Genomic DNA, 19,524 nt, shown 5'->3' with positions numbered 1-19,524 from the left:
GTTCTCCTCCTAAACAGTCGCTTCTTCGCGTAATCCGCGGATCAACACTTCGATTACTTCCTTGCGGCTGAAAGTGCTTGGTGGGATTTCTCCTGCTCTCAGCATTTCGCGTACCTTTGTTCCAGATAAAATGACACGGGCTTCTGGGCCATGTGCACATGTTTTTGTTGTAGCCATACCCTCACATTCCGTGCAGTAAAAGCTATGTTCAAATTTTAAAGGTGTAATGCCGATTTCCTCCGGCTCGAACACATCAAATAACTTTTGAGCATCATATGTGCCGTAATAATCGCCGACCCCTGCATGATCCCGGCCAACGATAAAATGCGTGCAGCCATAGTTTTTGCGGACCAACGCATGGAAAATTGCCTCACGCGGTCCTGCATAGCGCATTGCTGCAAGGAATACGCCAAGCTGCACACGCTCCGTTGGATAATACTTCTCTAACAATACTTCATAGCTTTCCATACGAATGGCTGCAGAAATATCATCAGACTTCGTTTCTCCTACAAGCGGATTTAAAAATAACCCATCAACGATTTCCAGCGCTATCTTTTGGATATATTCATGAGCGCGGTGGACAGGATTCCGTGTCTGGAAGCCAACAATCGTTTTCCATCCTTTTTCTTTAAATATTTGGCGTGTTTCCTTTGGTTCGAATGTATATGCTGGGAATAGCTTTTCTGATTTTTTAATTAATTTGACGGAGCCGCCGACATAGACAGAAGGACGCTCAAATAATTTTGCTACCCCTGGATGGGCTTTGTCTGCCGTGCCATATACAGATTTCGCTTCCTTTTCTTTATCGGGCTCATAGACATCTCCAACTGTTAATGTTCCATACACAGTGCCCTCTTGAACAAGCTTTACCTCTTCGCCCTTTACCAATGTTCTTGCTATTGCTGGATTTACAGGTAACGTAATTGGAATACTCCATACAAGCCCAGAAGCTAGACGCATGTTTTCCACAACTGTTTCGTAATCCTCTTTATTCAGAAATCCCTCGATCGGGCTGTAGGCTCCAATACCGATCAGCTCTAAATCACTTAATGCAATGGCATCAATTTCGATTTCTTTAGTCAGTGCTGTCACATTTGTTTCCGGATAATACGCATCAATTAATTTTCCCCCGTGTGGTTGTAAACTCATTTCACATTCCTCCAATTTGTTTGGTTGGTTTAAATTCCAGAACCTTCGTCATTAAATGTTCGCGCCTCTTCTCGTACAATCTTCATAAGACTCATAGAACCGATAATGGCAATTGCCATGCTTGCTAGTACAACAATTGAATAAAAGTCATTTTCTATAAATAGCTTAACGAGCATATAAGAGATCGCTAATGAAAATAGCGGAGACACAATCCAAATTCTAAAAATCTTCTTTACTATATTTTTATCAAACACTTTCACACCATTTTTAGCTACACCCAGTCCGATGATGCCAGATGAAGTGACCTGTGTTAAAGGGACAGGCAAACCAAAGATCGAACTGATTGTTACTAAAACAGCTCCTGTGCTTGAAATTAAAATACCTTCTGTTTTTTCATAACGAGTAATTTTTTTACCATTTGTTTCAAGAACTCTCTTTCCAAGAAGCAGCGCTCCTATACCGACAAAAATTCCGCCGATCCAGATCCCCTGAGGAACTGTCATAATACTAGCTCCTACGAGCGGTCCTACAGCATTGGCCACATTGTTCATCCCGGCTGAAAAAGCTTCAAAGAAACCAGCCAAAATCAGCAAATATGTAAAAAGAGGACGGTCCTTCAAACGACCTTTTTCCTGCAGAAAATAGAGGACCTTCCCCCCGATGAATAACATGAAAAATGCAACGACCGGGATGATTACCCAAAAAGCCATGATATATAGTAATTTATTTATAAATAGAACTTGATAAGCAATTCCTACGCCGACAATCGCTCCAACAGTTACCTCACTCGTCGATAAGGGAATGCCCATTAAGTTTGCGATAAATAGTGTGCTTGTTGAAGCAATTAAAATAATTATAACGAGCTTTACTGTAATAATACTCTCAGGGATAATGCCGCCACTAATCGTTTTAACAACTTCCCCTCCCCCTATTACTGCTCCTAGTAGTACACCAATAGCGCAGAGAAGCAAGGCGAGCCGGGCACTCTTGATCGCGCCCGAGCCATACGCCACTCCCATAGAAGCAGCTGCCCCGCTGGCTCCTATATTTGCTGCAAAGAAGAGTGCGATCCCAATCGCAATATATTCGAGCATAGAAACCCTCCTTTAGCCGTGCAGGCCGCACTCCGTTTTTCCTTGCCCTGACCAGCGTCCAGAGCGCAAGTCTTCCATTGTAAAGGCAGGTTTTGTACAGGTTTCGCAGCCTATACTTGGATAGCCTTTGTCGTGCAGCGGATTATATGGCAAATCATGCTTTGAGACGTATCTCCATACATCCTTCCATGTCCAATGGATGAGGGGACATACTTTAATTGATTCAAACCGTTTATCCAAATTGATAAATTCCACATTGGCACGAGTTGGTGACTGTTCACGGCGCAATCCAGAAATCCAAGCTTTTGAACCTGTTAATGTTTCATTAAGCGGAACAAGTTTCCGAATATTGCAGCATTGATTTGGATCACGTTCCCAAAGCGCAGCCCCGTATTTTTCTGCTTGCTCTTCTAATGTCAAAGCAGGTTTTTTCATTTCAATACGAAGCTGTGGATACTTTTCTTTCACCCGCTCGATTGTTTCATATGTTTCCTTAAAATGGACGTCCGTATCTAAAAAGACAATCTTAGCGTCTGGCTTTACTTTTGAAATACAATCTATGAGCACAATCCCCTCAATGCCAAAGCTGCAGGCATAAACGATTTCCTCACCATAATGTTCGTAAGCCCACTTTAGAACATTTAGGGCTCCTTTGTAGGTTTCATCTACTTCAAATTCCAGCTCAGGCTTTTGCCAGGTAGAATAAGTTAACATGTCTTTCCCCCCTATATAAATAAAAAGGCGCTTTAACGCCCGCATCATGCCCGCATTAAAACGCCTCTAGTTTTTCTAGTCAGCAATTTTATAATCTCCCCCCTTGAACACGATAAGAAGCAATTGTGGAAAGGAGAGAATTTTCTTTATTATTAGTATACTATACATTCCCTATTAGTCAACTAGGTTTAAGGTTTATTCTGAATTTATTATGTATTTGTAATTTACACTTTATTATATAAAAAAACGTCTCCAGCTTTCGCTGAAGACGTTTCTTAGTGGAATTACCACCAAATGATTGTTAAGAACGCTACGAAGAACGTAAAGGCGATAAATCCGCCGCCCCAGATAAAGAATTGAATAACACCCATATGCGGCGCATCTTTTTCATCCATATGCATGAAAGAATAAAGCTGCTGCACTACTTGTACTCCTGCCAGTAAAAGGATTAATGGCTTGATGAAGTACGGTGAAAAATCTGCTACTACTGCTGCAAAGGCAACAAAAGTCAGCATAATCATAATCGCAAATTGTGTCACTTGCTTACGCATATGCTTTGCATTTTGAGCGCGGTCATATTCGTATTGGGCTTGAGAACGAGTTTCAAAATGAGTATCGTGTGCCATATTATCCTAACACTCCCATCAAGTAAACTACTGTGAAGATGAATACCCATACAACGTCGATAAAGTGCCAGTAAATTGATGCGGCAAAGAACTTCGGCGCGTTGTATAAAGTTAATCCACGCTTCGCGTTACGGATTAGTAATCCTGTGATCCAAACTAAACCAATGATAACGTGTAGACCATGCGTCCCTACAAGCGTGAAGAATGCTGAAGAGAACGCTGATTGCGTATAGCCAAAACCAATGTGTACATAATGATAGAACTCATAGATTTCTAGCGCCAAGAAGCCAAGACCTAAAAGAACAGTAATTGCCATCCAAGTAATGACACCTTTAGCATTATGGTTCTTCATGTGATACATTGCATAAACAGAAGTTAATGAAGATGTTAATAACAACATCGTCATCATAAACGCCAATGGCAATTCAAACAAACCTTGTGCAGTGAATTCCATACCTGCAGGACCTTGATCCTTCAGCGCTAGGTATGTCGCAAATACACTGGCAAATAATACTGTATCGGATGCAAGGAACATCCAAATACCTACGAATTTGTTTTTCCCTTCCATTGTAGCCGTTTCAGCATGCTTCGGCCAGCTCTGAGGAGTAAATTTTTGATTAACGTCCATTATCGTTTACCCCCTTTTGCACGGTATTCAGCAAGTTCCTTCTCGATTTGTACTACCTCTTCCTTATGGACGTGGTAGCCTAAATCATCCTTGAAGGAACGGATAATCATACATACAATTGTCAGGCCTAGACCACCGATTAGCAATGCTAATGATAAGCCCGGTGATACGCTTTCCGCAGTACCAGCTTTAGCTTGGTCTCCCCAAGGGCTGTAAAGTGCACCAAACGCTGCAACGAATGTACCGATTGACATAACGAACGGTAAAATTGAATTATTTGGCATATGGATATCGCCTATTGGCTCTGCATAAACCATACCCTCTTTGTTGCCTTCTTCTTTTTCAATCCAATACGGATCATATCCACGAACAAGTGGAGTTTGTTTAAAGTTATAGAATGGAAGCGGAGTTTCAAGCGCCCATTCAAGAGAACGTCCATCGCCCCAGTAGTCGCGACGATTAAGTGGTGCAGATTTAATTGAAAGCAATACGTTAATTACAAGTAGGATTACCCCAACACCCATCATTAATGCACCGATTGAAGAGATGAAGTTGAATGTATCCCAACCTTGGTCTGCCATGTAAGTGAATACACGACGCGGCATACCCATTAAACCTAAGAAATGCTGTACAAAGAATGTTAAATGGAAACCGATGAAGAAAATCCAGAAAGTAAGAACTCCTAGCTTCTCATTCAATGCACGGTTGAACATAATCGGCCAGTAGAAGTGTGCTGAACCGAATAGCGCAGTTACGATACCACCTACGATTACGTAGTGGAAGTGAGCTACGATAAAGTAAGAATCGTGTAATTGGTAGTCAAGTGGAGCAGCTGCCTGCATAACCCCTGTAACACCACCCGCAACGAAGGACGGGATGAAACCAAGTGCATATAGCATTGGTACTGTAACTTTGACGGAACCGCCCCAAATAGTCAGGATCCAGTTGAATACTTTCATACCTGTTGGTACAGCGATCGCCATTGTTGCTACAGCGAAGATTGCATTGGCTGTTGCACCAAGACCTGTTGTAAACATATGGTGAGCCCAAACCATGAATCCTAAGAAACCGATTAAGATTGTTGCGAATACCATTGAAGAGTATCCGAACAAACGTTTACGAGCAAATACCGGAATAATTTCCGAGAATAAACCAAACGCTGGTAACACTAAGATATATACCTCAGGGTGACCGAAAATCCAGAATAAGTGCTCCCAAATAATTGTGTTACCACCCATTGTATGGTCGAAGAAGTTTGCTCCAAACATACGATCCACTAACATTAGGAATAAACCTACTGTAAGAGGAGGAAACGCAAATAAAATTAATGTACTTGAAACTAAAGAAGTCCAAGTGAATAGTGGCATACGCATGAACGTCATACCAGGTGCACGCATCGTAATGATTGTTACGATGAAGTTGATACCGGAAATTAATGTACCAGCACCAGAGATTTGTAAACCTAATACATAGAAGTCAATACCATGTCCAGGCGAGTATAAAGATAACGACGCGTAAGATGTCCACCCTGCGTCAGGACCTCCACCAAGGAAGAATGAAAGGTGAAGGAATACCGCACCAAAGAAGAATAACCAGAATCCAAGTGCGTTAAGGAACGGGAATGCAACGTCACGTGCTCCAATTTGTAGCGGAACGATCGCATTCATAAAGGCAAATAGTAACGGTGTCGCTGCTAAGAATAGCATTGTCGTACCGTGCATTGTTAATAATTCGTTAAATAGGCCTGCTGAGATGAAATCGTTATTCGGAATCATCAATTGAACACGTATTAATAGCGCTTCAAATCCAGCAATGGCGAAGAACAGTGTACCGGCAGCTAAATAAAGAATGGCGATTTTCTTATGATCGACAGTCGTTAAGTAGTCCCAAATATGTCCCCCGAAGCCCTTTTTCTTAGCGACAGAGCTCACAACTTTAACCTCCTTCAAAGTTTCTATCTAGTGTGAATTAGTCTTCAACAGATAATGTCATTAAGTACTCAGCGATTGCTTGCGCTTCTTCTTCTGTCACTGAGTATTTACCAGTCATTAAGTTGCCTGGTTTGTAATATTCAGGATCCATGATCCAGTTAGTTGTTTCTTCAGTAGTGTGTTCCAAGAACCCAGCTACACGGTTACGGTCACCGAAAGCAGTTAAGTTTGGTCCAACACCTGCACCTGAAACAGCTGATACTGCGTGACAGCCTAAGCAGCTGTTCGCGAATGCCGCTTCCCCAGCGTCTGATGAGTTCTGGTCTGCAACATTGCCTTCAGTAGCCTGCATTGCTGCTACCCATGTATCGAATGCTTCAGGATCTAAAGTTTTTACTTTGAAATCCATTAAAGCGTGTGAAGGACCACATAGTTCAGCACATTTACCGTAAAATACGCCATCTTTTAAGCCTTCAGATTCTTCATCAAACTGTAGATAGAATTTGTTTAAGTTATCTACGTTTGTATCCATCTTACCGCCTACAGCTGGAATCCAGAATGAGTGCTTTACGTCAGCAGCTAGCAGGTTGAAGTATACTTTTTCTCCAGTGGGAACAACAAGCTCTTGAGCAGTGATGATTCCTAGGTCCGGATATTCGAACTCCCACCAGTATAATTTTGCAGTTACGTTCACAGTAAGTGCATTTTTGTTTCCTTCTTCATCCACTTGATCCATTGCAGCAACATCTGCAAATTTATAAGTGGCTGTTAATGTAGGAACAGCTAAGATTAAAAGTAACACGATTGGAATAACTGTCCAGATTACTTCAAGAGTATGGCTACCCTCTACTTGTTTAGGCATGAAATCTTCGCCTACTTTAGAACGGCGGAATTTAATAAAAGCAAGTAAATAGATAACTGAAACAACGACAACTACTAACGCCATAATGATTACTGATAAAATTAAAATATTTAACTGCTCTTGCCCTACAGGACCAGATGGCTTGAGTGTGGAGATGTATTCTTCACCACAAGCAGAAAGGAAAACAGTTAACGCTGATAGCAATGCAAATAGACGCCATTTTTTAAGCCCTTTCATCATAGCTTAATAAAACCCCTCTTTCTTTGTTGTATTTTCATGTGCAACCAGGACTGTGGTTTAGTTCTATGTGAATTCTTGCCATTTAAGAAAGAATTCCTACCTTTAGCTTATCACTGAAAGAACTATCTTAATAGCACATCCTTCATTCACTTATATAATAAATGAACAAAGTTTGTCCAACTCCGGTTCCTTCATCTAAAGCTGTGAATAGCTGGCAGCAGCCATTCATGTAGTTTTCTTTGTCGAACGCCTCCAGCTATAAGAACTATACGCGCTAGTCTTCACATGTCGGCACCTCGCCGCAAATAACAAAATTTCACTTACAAAACAGTTCGAATGGGTTCATGTCAATTCATAATTGGTATTTTTAACATTCTAGATGCATGAAATACCTTTTCTGCTGAAAAGCTAACCACAATTATGTAAAGGGTTTCACCAAATTAGAATAAATCGGTTCCAATCTATAATTGCAGATTGATGATCGTTTACACAAAATGTCGTTTGCAGTTCAATTTTCCATTGCCGTTAATAAACGGCTCAACTGACACTATGCCCCTCCTTTCATTTTTGTAAGCATATTCCGCTAACACTAACTATATCGAAATTTGTCTGTGATTTCTAGACGTTTAAACAAATTTCAATGAAAGTTTGGTGAAAACCAAGGGAACCCAATTCGAGGAAAAACAACATATATATAGTAATCGATTTCCCCAAAACATTTGTGAAGGTATGGGTACGAATTTATGAACAATTTGTGAAATGGAAGCCTCTTATAAAAAGGGATTTCTGTTTGAAGTTGTCTTTTACTAGTTTATTCGCTATCATCTTAAACTAGAGACGCTTTTTAGGAGCGATGTTGAAATCAGAAGTAGGTGGCACATTATCATGCAACGTAATAAATATTTGAAATGGCTTGCCGTAGCAGCAACAATCGGTATGTTGTTCATCCTGATAGGCGGGGCGCTCGTAACAAAAACTGACAGCGGCCTTGGCTGCGGACGCAACTGGCCTGATTGTAACGGGTCGCTTATTCCTCAGGAAATTACGACTGAGGTTTTAATCGAATTTTCACACCGGCTCGTGACAGGCGTAGTATCACTTTTTATTGTAGCTTTAGTGTTTTGGACATGGCGTACACTCGGTCATATTAAAGAAGTGAAGTTCCTGGGCTTTAACGCGATCTTCTTTCTTGTATTGCAAGCATTAATAGGAGCTGCCCAAGTTTTATGGGGACAAGGAGATTTCATTTTAGCTCTGCATTTCGGAATCTCGCTCATTTCCTTTACTGCTGTTTTATTATTGGCTCTCATTGTATTTGAAGTCGATCAAAAGTTTGACGCTGATAACGTATTTATCGACAGGAAATTAAAATGGCATATCATTGGAGTCACAATTTATTCTTACCTTGTCGTCTATACAGGCGCACTTGTACGGCATACAGATGCGAGCCTTGTTTGTCCCGACTGGCCGTTCTGTCGAAATAATGAACCGTTCGCGCTTCCATACAATATGTATGAATGGGTGCAAATGGGACATCGATTAGCAGTATTGGTCATTTTCCTTTGGATTGCTGCTATTACTTGGCATGTTGTGAAAAACTATAAAGAGCAACGCGTCATTTACTGGGGCTGGATTATTGCCTTTATCATTGTCATCCTGCAAGTATTAGCAGGTATGTTAGTCGTTTTGACAAAGCTGAATTTAGTCGTGGCGCTACTGCACTCTTTATTAATTTCTTTATTGTTCGGCTTATTCTGCTATATGATCTTACTTGTATATCGAAGCAATCAAAATCAAAAATAGAGTGCGAGGGTTTCCTCGCACTCTATTTTTATGTTAATTCAATTAATAGATCACCTGTTGAGATAGCATCGCCTGCTGAAGCATAAACTTCCTTAACAATTCCGTCTTTTGGTGCCTGGACAGTTGTTTCCATCTTCATTGCCTCTGTGATCAATAAATGATCCCCACGTTTAACTGGGCTGCCTTTTGATACGACTACTTTCAGCACAGTACCCGGCATTGTCGCCCCAATTTGATTTGGGTTGGAAGGATCAGCCTTCAATGATAGACTGCCGTCTACTTCTACTGTCATATCCTGAATGACTAGTTCCCTAGATTGTCCGTTGAGTTCAAAGTACATGACACGTGTGCCATCATGCTGCGGCTCACCAATTGATACAAGCTTGACGATCAACGTCTTCCCTTTCTCGATTTCCACTTCAATTTCCTCACCAAGTTTCAGGCCATATAAGAATGTCGGTGTATCGAGAACAGAGATGTCACCAAACTGATTGGCTGTTCTTGAATATTCTTCAAACACCTTTGGGTAAAGTGCATAAGCAAGTAAATCCTGCTTTGTTGGCTGGCATTCTAGCTTCTCTTCTAGTTCCGCTGCTAACTTTTCAAAATTAACCGGCTCTAATAATTCTCCCGGGCGAACTGAAATGGCTTCTCGGTCCTTCAGTACTACTTGCTGCAATTTCTCCGGGAACCCACCATGCGGCTGTCCTAAATAGCCTTGGAAAAATTCAATTACTGATTCAGGAAAATCGATGGACAGTCCGCGCTCGTAAATGTTTTCCTCGTCTAAATCATTTTGTACCATGAATAATGCCATATCCCCAACAACTTTTGAAGATGGTGTCACTTTTACAATATCTCCAAACAGCATATTTACACGGGAATACATTGCCTTTACTTCATCCCAGCGATCTCCAAGTCCTACTGCCTTTGCTTGCTGCTGCAGGTTGCTGTACTGCCCCCCAGGCATTTCATGAACATAGATTTCTGAATGTGGCGCATTCATACCGCTTTCAAAATCCATATAGTATTTACGTACATCCTCCCAATAGTAGGAAAGCTTTTCTAATGAATCGATGTCTGCACGAACCTCGCGCTTACTACCTTTCATCGCATAATAAAGGGAATTTGCACTCGGCTGTGAAGTCAGCCCTGCCATTGAACCAAGCGCTGTATCAATGATATCTACGCCCGCCTCAATTGCTTTGGCATATAAATAAATGCCATTTCCGCTCGTATCATGTGTATGAAGGTGGACTGGCAGATTCGTTGCATCCTTCAGCTCCGAAATTAGCCGGTATGCTGCTTCTGGTTTAAGAAGCCCTGCCATATCTTTAATTGCCAGGATATGTGCGCCGGCCTTTTCCAGCTCTCGAGCCATTTCTTTATAATAATTCACTGTATATTTTGCTCTTGTATCATCTAAAATATCACCTGTATAGCAAATAGCAGCCTCTGCAATTTTCCCGGTATTGCGTGCCTCATCAATCGCCACTTCCATTCCCTTAATCCAGTTAAGGCTATCAAAGATACGGAATACATCAATGCCTGATGCTGCAGACTCTTTAATGAACTCTCGTATTAAATTATCCGGATAGTTCGTATAGCCAACTGCATTCGCCCCGCGAAGAAGCATTTGGAACAATACATTCGGTACTTGCTTACGCAGTTTTTCAAGACGCGCCCACGGATCTTCTTTCAGGAATCGATACGCAACATCGAATGTTGCCCCGCCCCACATTTCCAGTGAGAAATAATTGTGCATTAGACGGCTTGTTGCATCTGCAATTTCAAACATATCATGAGAGCGAACGCGTGTCGCTAAAAGTGACTGATGGGCATCTCGGAATGTTGTATCTGTTAGGAGAACATCTTCCTGGTTCCTGATCCATTCGATTAATCCCTCTGCTCCGCGCTCATCCAAAATTTGCTTTGTTCCAGAAGGAGAAGGTGTCAGCAAATCAACTTTGGGCTGTTCCGGCTGGACAAAGATTGGCTTCGTGCGTTTTTCCACTCCTGGGAATCCATTTAAAGTGACATTCCCGATATAGCTGAGCAGCTTCGTCCCTCGGTCTTTGCGTTCAGGGAACTCAAATAACTCTGGCGTTGTATCAATGAAGCTCGTATCAAATTCCCCTGTTAGAAACTTCTCATGAAGCACGACATTTTCTAAAAATGGAATATTTGTTTTAACACCGCGGATACGGAACTCACGCAGGTTACGGTTCATTTTTGCTGCTGCTTCGTTAAACGTCATACCCCACGTCGAAATTTTTACGAGCAGAGAATCGTAGTAAGGTGTAACGACAGCTCCTTGGAATCCATTTCCAGCATCTAGACGGACACCAAACCCGCCGCTTGAACGGTATACCATAAGTTTTCCTGTATCTGGCATAAAGTCGTTCTTTGGATCTTCCGTCGTAACACGTGATTGGATGGCATATCCGAATAGTGGGATTTTATCTTGAGCAGGAATATTAATCTCCGGTGAGTGCAGGGTATGTCCAGCTGCTACTTTTATTTGTGCATGAACGATATCTATCCCTGTAATCATCTCTGTAATAGTATGTTCTACTTGGATACGCGGATTCACTTCAATGAAATAGAAGTCATCACCTGCAACAAGGAATTCTACTGTTCCGGCATTCATATAGCCTACATTTTTCATCAATTTTACAGCCGCATCACAAATTCGGTTGCGTAAATCGTTCGAAATTGAATTGGACGGTGCAATTTCTACAACTTTTTGATGTCTGCGTTGGATTGAGCAGTCTCTCTCGTATAAATGCACAATATTCCCTGCAGCATCACCGATAATTTGTACTTCAATATGCTTTGGCTTCACAATACATTTTTCTACATATACTTCATCCGAACCAAATGCTGCCTTCGCTTCTGACTTTGCACGCTCATAAGCCGATGCCAATTCCTCTTTTGACTGGACCATACGCATGCCTCGTCCACCGCCGCCAAGTGCAGCTTTGATCATAATTGGGTATCCATAATTTTCTCCGAATGCTTCTACCTCTTGCAGGCTGCTAACGGGACCATCTGTACCCGGGATGACAGGTATACTCGCGACAATTGCCTGTTCACGCGCTTTTACCTTGTCTCCAAACATATCTAAATGCTTCGATGTCGGTCCGATGAATATAATACCTTCTTCTTCACAACGGCGAGCAAATTCTACATTCTCGGATAAAAAACCATAACCGGGATGGATGGCATCTACACCGGCATCCTTAGCAATATCCAAGATGCCTTCGATGTCTAGGTATGCATCAATCGGCTTTTTTCCTTCTCCGACAAGGTACGCCTCATCCGCCTTATAGCGATGGAACGCCCCGCTGTCTTCACGCGAATAGATAGCCACCGTTTCCAAGTGTAATTCCGTACAAGCCCGGAAGATACGAATGGCGATCTCTCCCCTGTTTGCTACTAATACTTTCTTGATTTCTTTCATTTCTCCTCAACCCCTTATGAAAGCTTTTTCTTGTCCCTCTTATAGTACATGGAAACATTGATTAGAATGCCCATCGCTAAAGAAAGCATCATTATAGAAGTACCGCCATAGCTAATGAAAGGTAGCGTTACTCCGGTTAACGGGATTAATCCCGATACACCCCCAAGATTGATAAATGTCTGGAATCCAATCCAACTGCCGATTCCCCCCGCGATCATACGTGCAAGCGGATCTTTTGTTGTCATCGCAATATAGAAACTGCGCAGAACGATGAGACCAATACCGATGAGAACAATCACCACACCCATGATCCCTAATTCTTCCGCAATAATTGCCATTATGAAGTCATTTTGCGGTTCCGGTAAATACCCAAGCTTTTGAATCGATTGGCCGAGTCCTTTCCCTTCAAGACCGCCCTGGCCGATTGCTAAATAGCCGTTAATGATTTGATAGCCTGAGCCTTCCGCATATTCAAACGGGTTCGACCATACCTTCAGTCGTCCGGCTCGGCTTTCGTTAAAAATCGTATCGTACTTAAATAACAGCAGAACAGCGGATAAAAGGCCCCCTACACCGCCTAGCACAACAAAGAATTTACCTAGCGATTTTCCTTGAATTCCACTCAGCCACGCAACAGAAATGGCAATAAAGAAAATAATAATAAATGCCCCTAAATCGGTTTCCGTCCCAACCCCAGCTAAAATAAGCAGCCAAATAAGAATCGGGTTAAGAATGTCATTAGGCGTCACATGTTGAATCGATGAATATTTAAGGCTCTTTTTATAAAAGGAGCCGCCAAGATATAAAATTATAAATAGTTTCGCAAATTCAGACGGCTGAAATGACATACCAAACAGCCTGATCCAGCTTTGGGAACCTGTTTCTTCGAGACCCGTCCCGCCTACCTTTACCCAGACTAGCAAGATGATCATGATGAACATACCGAACATCATTACCGGTTTACTGCTATAGTGCTTGTATGGGAAAAAGGCCCCGAGACAGAACACAGCTGCCCCAACGGTCAGATTCATTACCTGTTTACGGTAGAAGTAATCCGGAGTCCCATCTTCATACATGATACCGACCATCATACCTGCACTATAAATCATCACTAGTCCAAACAAACATAGAAATATGTATGTAAAGAATAGTAGATAGTCGAAGTTTCGTAAATATGTTACAAAATATTTTTTCATACTAAAACCTCATCTTAGAAAAAAAACTCAAACGCACTCGGCGGTTTGAGTTTTTCTATTATTTGTCTGTATAAGCATCGTGCAGTAAGGATAACTCTTTTTCTAAAGCATCCAGAATTTCCTTGCCCCGCTCGCGCTCAATCAAGCCCAGCTTCACAGCGAAATCAATTTCGCGTGATAAACCGAACATTTGTGTATCCAGCACTTCCTCATATAGAGGACATTGTGGCATTGTTAAATTGTCCATTTGCACCTTGATCAATTGAGCAATTTTATCAGCATCTGTTTGTAACAGTTCTATTGCTTTCTCCTGGAAGGAAGCTTGTGATTTCGTATCCATGAGGACGCCCCCATCATCTGATATTTCTTCGATTCTATCTTAATAAAGTTTATCTTTTCGAAAGTAAAATTGCAAGTGTCTTTCCATAGAGAGTCGAATTTCATTTAAATGTTTCTTATTTTATAGAAAAGGCGGTATACTGTATTAGGATATTAGTAAAGGAGGATTCTTGATGAACTCAATTATTCCTATTAAAGGTGCAGTTACGTATACTCTCACACTCGATCCAACTGTTTGGATTTTTGATGACCGACGTTTGGACTTAACTACTTATTTTTCAACAGAGAAAGCCCCTGATGATTCAGAGGAAAAATATTTAGCCGACATGGGCGCCCATTGGTCACGTGAAATTATGGAAGGTGCGGTATTCCCTCCGACATTAAAGACGGAGCGTAAATTTGACCGAAAAGGCATGATGACAGGAACATTCGGGATGGAGTTAGGCCCATTCCTGAAAAATGCTGAAATCAAACCTGAAGCGACTGAAGCAGTATTTGAATGTGAAAATGGCGATGAGCATGTCTTCCCGCTTGAAGAGGCCAAAAACCTCGTCTTTAAATTCAGCCAGGATGGCAAGCCAATTACGGAAGGCGGACCTGTCCATCTTTTATTCGCGGACGGTTCTAATGTAGACAACCCAATTAAAGGGGTACTGGCAATCCGCATTCAATAAGGAGGTATAGCATGCGCGTCAAATGTGTTATTTGTGATGCAATCCACCAACTACCTGACGATCTGCCGTTAGCTAAAAAATTGCGCAATCGTCCTATTCACACGTATATGTGCGATACTTGCAATGAGCGAATTGCAGAAAAGACAGAGGAGCGTATTGCAACAGGCCACTTTAAGTTTTACCGTACATCTTCACAGATTGATGAAGATTTTTAGCAGTTATATGATTTTCATAAAAAGAGTGCTGCTGGAAAGTTATTTAGAGACATGCTCTTTATACCGAAAATGGCGGCATTTTGGTGCACCACTGCAGGAGCAATATTTTATAACGAATATTTATAAAAAAAGAGCTGCTCGGAAAGTTTCCACTTTCTGAACAGCTCCTTTTTTTATCCATTTTTCAGCAATGCCTTCTCAAGCAGCTCTACCAGCTGATACATAATCGTCGCGAAAACCGCGATAATCACAAGTGATAAAAGGACGAGGTTGAAATTGAATACTTGGAATCCATAGATGATTAGATAACCGAGTCCCTGTGATGATACAAGGAATTCTCCAACAATTACCCCTACCCACGATAAACCGACATTTACCTTTAGTGTCGAAATGATCGTTGGTATACACGCCGGTAAAATGGCCTCCTTGAACATTTGAAGCCGGGTAGCATTGAATGTCTGCAATACCTTCAAATAATTCGGGTCCACACCTTTAAACGCTGTGTAGATAACAATGGTCGAGATAATGACCGAAATGATTGCCCCCATCGTAATGATAGAAGTCATTCCAGGCCCCATTATGACAATCAAAATTGGTCCCAGCGCTACTTTTGGCATCGCATTTAAAATGACAAGATACGGATCGAGTATCCTTGATAAAAAAGGTGACCACCAAAGGATGGCAGCAAGGATCGTACCGGCCAAAGTTCCGAGAATGAACCCTAAAACTGTTTCAAACAGCGTATAGCCGATATGTGTCAAGAGTGTACCGTCATTAATCTTTTCAATGAATAGCACTGCAATTTTTGACGGGGCACTAAAAATAAGCTCATCGATCCAGTGAAATTGAGAGGCTGCCTCCCATAAGGAGATAAAACTGAGTAAGATCAATAGTTGAAAAAAACGAGTCCATCGTTTTTCTTTTACTAATGATTTTTTATATTCCTCATGTAGTTTTTGTATGTTCAAGGCTCTCAAGCTCCTTCCAAATCATTTGGAATAGAGTGGAATACTGTGGATGAGCACGTGCTTCGAACGGTGTCAGCTTCCTTATTTCGTCCGGCACCTCGAATGTTTTATACAGCTTCCCTGGGAGCGGGGAAAATAAGAAAATCCGATCGCTCATAGCAATTGCTTCTCCCAGATCATGGGTAACAAGGATAGCAGTCTTGCCAAACTCCTTCAACATTTGAGAAACAAGGTCCTCAAGCTTCAATTTAGACTGATAATCCAGCGCAGAAAACGGTTCATCCAGCAATAGAATAGTCGGATCAACTGCAAGCGTCCTTGCGAGCGCTACCCGCTGCCGCATCCCTCCGGAAAGTTCCTTTGGATACTTTCTCTCTATATTAGGCAGCCCGACAGCACTAAGAAGTCTCGAGGTAACCTCCTGCCCCTGCTCCCGATCTTTATTTAAAATATTCAATCCAAGTGTAATATTCTCCTCAATCGTTTTCCAAGGGAATAAATAGTCCTGCTGAAGCATGTAGCCGATCGATAGATGCTCATTTCCGAAAACCGACTGCCCTTCAATCGAGACTGTTCCAACTGTTGGGGGGAATAGTCCAGCAATAATGGATAAAAGTGTTGTCTTTCCACAGCCACTCGGCCCGATAAATGATATGAACTCACCTTTGTCGATGGATAGATGGATATCCTGCAAAGCTTCAGTTGCCGTCTCTTTTGAAAAATACGTGTGATGGACGTTGCTGACTGTTAAAAATCCCATATCACTTCGTTACTTTCTCTGCAAAAGAAGTGTCAACAAGCTCCCCATAATCCATCCGTTTCGGCAATTCGCCCGCTTCTTCCATCACATCCTGCAGGTTATTCCATTCTTCCTCATCCAATATCGGGTCCTTAGCAAAGGATTCCTGTTGCTTATAACGATCTATTACCGTAGCAATGAGCTCTGCTTCCGTGTCTTCGAAGAAAGGCTGAATCACTTTAGCCACATCCTCCGCGCTGTTGGCATAGACCCAGTCCTGTGCTTTTTTGATAGCTCTCGTAAACTTTTCCACAGTTTCAGGATCACTGTCGATAAAGCTTTCCTTCGTCATGAACGTCGTATACGGCAAGTGCCCCGACTCCGTCCCAAAGGAAGCCACAATATGACCTACTCCCTCTGCTTCAAACACGCTGGCTGTCGGCTCGAACAGCTGAACATAGTCTCCTGTACCCGATGCAAAGGCTGTCGAGATATTGGCAAACTCAATATTTTGTATAAGGTTTAAATCATTATGAGGATCAATACCGTGCTTTTTCAATACAAATTCCCCTGCCATTTGCGGCATACCGCCCTTCCGCTGGCCAAGGAAGGTAGAACCCTTTAGCATTTCCCAGGAAAAGTTATCAATCTGTTCACGTGCTACCAAAAAAGTACCATCCGTCTGTGTCAACTGTGCGAAATTCTTAATCGGATCATTCGCCCCCTGAGCAGTTACATAAATGGACGTCTCAGAACCGACGAGCGCTACATCTATACCGCCGGATAATAGGGCAGTCATTGTCTTATCGCCCCCAGCGATTGTCTTTAAATCCACTTTTAACCCCTCTTCCTCAAAAAAGCCCTTTTCAATGGCTACATATTGCGGGGCATAAAAGATGGAACGTGTTACTTCTCCCACTTTAACTTCCTGAAGCTCTTCCTTGCCGCAAGATGCAAGAACGAGGAGTGTCATAAATGCTACTGCAACGAGAAAGCTCGATCTTACCAATCTTTTCAACGCTATCCTCCTCTGACATATATTCTATTATCTAGAATAGGGTATGCAGCATTGCCTAAAATGTGCTTCAGCAGGAGACCGGCGTTTACTTATGAAGTGTGAAAAATTTGTTGTCTCATTGCGCTTAACAGATGATTTTTAAAACGCCAATAATATTAGCCTTTTATAGATACACACTAGCTATTATCATTTAGACTCTTTCTCTGTAGTTAAAAACACACCTTATATATCTGAGTGAATTTCCGGAAAATACAGAATAATATATCCAATGGCAATTTTGTAACTTCCTACACTTAAAATAAAGAGGTTTTGTGATAGAGAATTCCTAAAATTGCGGGACTAACATTTATGAGAATAGAGTGATTCTATCTTTATATATAATATTGGATAATATTATTTGAAAGATAATTATTGAGTTTATTAAACCCTGTTATTGCAAGAGGAATATTGACAGTCGACAATTAAGGGGGAATTTTCATACCGGGGCAGACAATTCAAAAAGGTGCATAATTTAAAAACTCAATACTTTTAAAACAAAAGCTGTTAAAGGAGAGAATCTAAGTGAAAAAAGCATTAAAGTATCTAGTCCCATTCTTGCTTATGATTTCTATTTGGGGTTATAACCAAGGAAGCGCATCAGCTACAACATCTGAATCTGTTCTTTTAGGATCAAATGGTTTTGCTCAATCAAAGTATATTAATGCTTCCTCAAAAGTTTTGGTAATGCTTAAGAATCACGGCTCAGTACCTATCACATGGATTGTTGTTGGTCCGAATAATTACGCAGAAATGGATACCGCTCAAACACTTCAACCAGGTGCTGCCAAGGCTGTATGGGTAACAACAAGAAGCAATACAAAACACGCTTTAAATTTATATTGCGCTGGTGATGTAAACAAATGTAGTGCGACAGGAAATATTTCATTAAATTAACCTTCTACTTTCTAGGGCTTTCAATCTGCTCCGTAAATTTATAAACCAATGATCATCTTTAGTACTATATATTTATCAAAAATAATTACATGTCCGTATTTTTTTCTATGACCTGAGTAAACTTACTTACTTGGGTCATTCTCCTCTACTAATCTTCTTTTTAAATATATATCTTCTGAAAATAAAAAAAGCACCCATGATAGGAACAGTCGCAGAAAGAATAGTATTCAACCATTCTCCATATTTAGGTTTCCCCATCTTTTTTGAAAATGGGGTCATTTATTCTTAAGAAAAGGTCAAGTGTTCAAAAATCATTTTTTCCATCCAGGAATGAAAGGATTCCTAAAGTATTTGATCATTTAATCAAAACCTCATACGCATTGAATAACAATGACAATAAATGTATGGAAGAAAAATAAAAACGAGTCCGGGACAACACCGGACTCGTTTTAACCAAACTGCCTATTCAGTTGAGTAGCTAACTCGCCAGGGGAAATTCATCTTGAGATTTTTCGTAGGTCTCCTACAGCCCCTGTATTTCCTGCTCATTATTCGTTATTAACTATTTAAGCTATTCCGCTTGCTTTTCACGTGATAAGCGAAGTTTATAAATCCCTAAAAACAATGCTGCTACGATTAGCCCCTCTATCATTGGCAAAGATAGCGCAAAGAATGTCAGAACAATACATCCTAAAAACAAAAAGCAATATATAATAACGTTTTGCCATAGCTTCAATTTTCTTGCAAAGCCTAATTGATAAACAATGGCACATAAAATAAATACAGAAAAGAACACTATATATCCTGCGGTTGTATAGTTAGGAGCATTTTCATAAATAAAGTGGCTAATGCCTGTTAAATCATTTAATACTTCTGCTTCTGTACCTACTCTGACCTCAGATGCTTGAACAAAGTTAAGTGCCAAACTCAGC

The 19,524-nt window shown here is 41.2% G+C and carries 18 protein-coding genes; 4 read left to right on the top strand and 14 right to left on the bottom strand.

The window, feature by feature from the left end:
- Positions 1 to 9: 9 nt before the first annotated feature.
- The 7 genes from sat to coxB form a co-directional block, all read right to left on the bottom strand.
- Positions 10 to 1,149: a sulfate adenylyltransferase gene (sat, locus tag AA0Y26_RS03885; protein ID WP_413365286.1), complete on the bottom strand. Its 1,140-nt coding sequence runs from the start codon at positions 1,147 to 1,149 to the stop codon at positions 10 to 12.
- Between the two features lie 29 nt (positions 1,150 to 1,178).
- Positions 1,179 to 2,243: an inorganic phosphate transporter gene (locus AA0Y26_RS03880; protein ID WP_413365284.1), complete on the bottom strand. Its 1,065-nt coding sequence runs from the start codon at positions 2,241 to 2,243 to the stop codon at positions 1,179 to 1,181.
- 12 nt (positions 2,244 to 2,255) lie between these two features.
- Complete coding sequence (locus AA0Y26_RS03875; RefSeq protein ID WP_413365283.1) at positions 2,256 to 2,957, bottom strand: phosphoadenylyl-sulfate reductase; 702 nt, start codon at positions 2,955 to 2,957, stop codon at positions 2,256 to 2,258.
- Between the two features lie 284 nt (positions 2,958 to 3,241).
- A complete protein-coding gene (locus AA0Y26_RS03870) occupies positions 3,242 to 3,583 on the bottom strand; it encodes a cytochrome C oxidase subunit IV family protein (RefSeq protein WP_413365281.1) in 342 nt (113 codons plus the stop codon).
- A 1-nt stretch (position 3,584) separates the two neighbouring features.
- Entirely contained in the window at positions 3,585 to 4,211 is a 627-nt protein-coding gene (locus AA0Y26_RS03865) for a cytochrome (ubi)quinol oxidase subunit III (RefSeq protein WP_413365279.1), read from the bottom strand.
- Positions 4,211 to 6,142, bottom strand: a complete 1,932-nt coding sequence (locus AA0Y26_RS03860) for a cytochrome c oxidase subunit I (RefSeq protein WP_413365277.1) — start codon at positions 6,140 to 6,142, stop codon at positions 4,211 to 4,213. The genes AA0Y26_RS03865 and AA0Y26_RS03860 overlap by 1 nt, the downstream gene beginning before the upstream one ends.
- Positions 6,143 to 6,179: 37 nt before the next feature.
- Positions 6,180 to 7,244, bottom strand: a complete 1,065-nt coding sequence (gene coxB, locus AA0Y26_RS03855; RefSeq protein WP_413365275.1) for a cytochrome c oxidase subunit II — start codon at positions 7,242 to 7,244, stop codon at positions 6,180 to 6,182.
- An 885-nt stretch (positions 7,245 to 8,129) separates the two neighbouring features.
- Here coxB and AA0Y26_RS03850 point away from each other — a divergent pair.
- Complete coding sequence (locus tag AA0Y26_RS03850; protein WP_413365273.1) at positions 8,130 to 9,047, top strand: COX15/CtaA family protein; 918 nt, start codon at positions 8,130 to 8,132, stop codon at positions 9,045 to 9,047.
- Between the two features lie 28 nt (positions 9,048 to 9,075).
- On the opposite strand, the gene pyc is transcribed toward AA0Y26_RS03850, so the two are convergent.
- The 3 genes from pyc to AA0Y26_RS03835 are packed head-to-tail and all read right to left on the bottom strand — an operon-like array spanning position 9,076 to position 14,046.
- Positions 9,076 to 12,510 (bottom strand): pyruvate carboxylase, encoded by a 3,435-nt coding sequence (gene pyc, locus AA0Y26_RS03845; RefSeq protein WP_413365271.1) that lies wholly within the window; start codon positions 12,508 to 12,510, stop codon positions 9,076 to 9,078.
- Between the two features lie 14 nt (positions 12,511 to 12,524).
- A complete protein-coding gene (locus tag AA0Y26_RS03840) occupies positions 12,525 to 13,706 on the bottom strand; it encodes an FtsW/RodA/SpoVE family cell cycle protein (protein ID WP_413365270.1) in 1,182 nt (393 codons plus the stop codon).
- 58 nt (positions 13,707 to 13,764) lie between these two features.
- Entirely contained in the window at positions 13,765 to 14,046 is a 282-nt protein-coding gene (locus AA0Y26_RS03835) for a DUF1507 family protein (RefSeq protein WP_413365268.1), read from the bottom strand.
- A gap of 172 nt (positions 14,047 to 14,218) precedes the next feature.
- Here AA0Y26_RS03835 and AA0Y26_RS03830 point away from each other — a divergent pair, with 172 nt between their 5' ends.
- On the top strand, positions 14,219 to 14,719 hold the full coding sequence (locus AA0Y26_RS03830) for a peptidyl-prolyl cis-trans isomerase (RefSeq protein ID WP_413365266.1): 501 nt from the start codon (positions 14,219 to 14,221) through the stop codon (positions 14,717 to 14,719).
- A gap of 11 nt (positions 14,720 to 14,730) precedes the next feature.
- Positions 14,731 to 14,934 carry a YlaI family protein gene (locus tag AA0Y26_RS03825; RefSeq protein WP_413365264.1) on the top strand — a complete coding sequence of 68 codons (204 nt, stop codon included), beginning with the start codon at positions 14,731 to 14,733 and terminating at the stop codon, positions 14,932 to 14,934.
- A gap of 173 nt (positions 14,935 to 15,107) precedes the next feature.
- Here AA0Y26_RS03825 and AA0Y26_RS03820 read toward each other — a convergent pair whose 3' ends face one another.
- The 3 genes from AA0Y26_RS03820 to AA0Y26_RS03810 are packed head-to-tail and all read right to left on the bottom strand — an operon-like array spanning position 15,108 to position 17,614.
- The gene (locus AA0Y26_RS03820; RefSeq protein ID WP_413365262.1) at positions 15,108 to 15,902 is read right to left on the bottom strand and encodes an ABC transporter permease; all 795 of its coding nucleotides are present in this window, start codon (positions 15,900 to 15,902) and stop codon (positions 15,108 to 15,110) included.
- Complete coding sequence (locus AA0Y26_RS03815; RefSeq protein ID WP_413365260.1) at positions 15,880 to 16,662, bottom strand: ABC transporter ATP-binding protein; 783 nt, start codon at positions 16,660 to 16,662, stop codon at positions 15,880 to 15,882. The genes AA0Y26_RS03820 and AA0Y26_RS03815 overlap by 23 nt, the downstream gene beginning before the upstream one ends.
- 1 nt (position 16,663) lies before the next feature.
- Positions 16,664 to 17,614: an ABC transporter substrate-binding protein gene (locus tag AA0Y26_RS03810; protein ID WP_413368035.1), complete on the bottom strand. Its 951-nt coding sequence runs from the start codon at positions 17,612 to 17,614 to the stop codon at positions 16,664 to 16,666.
- 606 nt (positions 17,615 to 18,220) lie between these two features.
- Here AA0Y26_RS03810 and AA0Y26_RS03805 point away from each other — a divergent pair.
- The gene (locus AA0Y26_RS03805; RefSeq protein ID WP_413365258.1) at positions 18,221 to 18,592 is read left to right on the top strand and encodes a hypothetical protein; all 372 of its coding nucleotides are present in this window, start codon (positions 18,221 to 18,223) and stop codon (positions 18,590 to 18,592) included.
- A gap of 571 nt (positions 18,593 to 19,163) precedes the next feature.
- Here the strand turns inward: AA0Y26_RS03805 and AA0Y26_RS03800 are convergent.
- Positions 19,164 to 19,517: a YlaH-like family protein gene (locus AA0Y26_RS03800; RefSeq protein WP_413365257.1), complete on the bottom strand. Its 354-nt coding sequence runs from the start codon at positions 19,515 to 19,517 to the stop codon at positions 19,164 to 19,166.
- Positions 19,518 to 19,524: the final 7 nt, after the last annotated feature.

Source organism: Lysinibacillus canaveralius, assembly GCF_047301505.1.
Lineage (GTDB): Bacteria > Bacillota > Bacilli > Bacillales_A > Planococcaceae > Lysinibacillus_B.
This window is presented reverse-complemented; position numbering and strand designations above follow the sequence as displayed.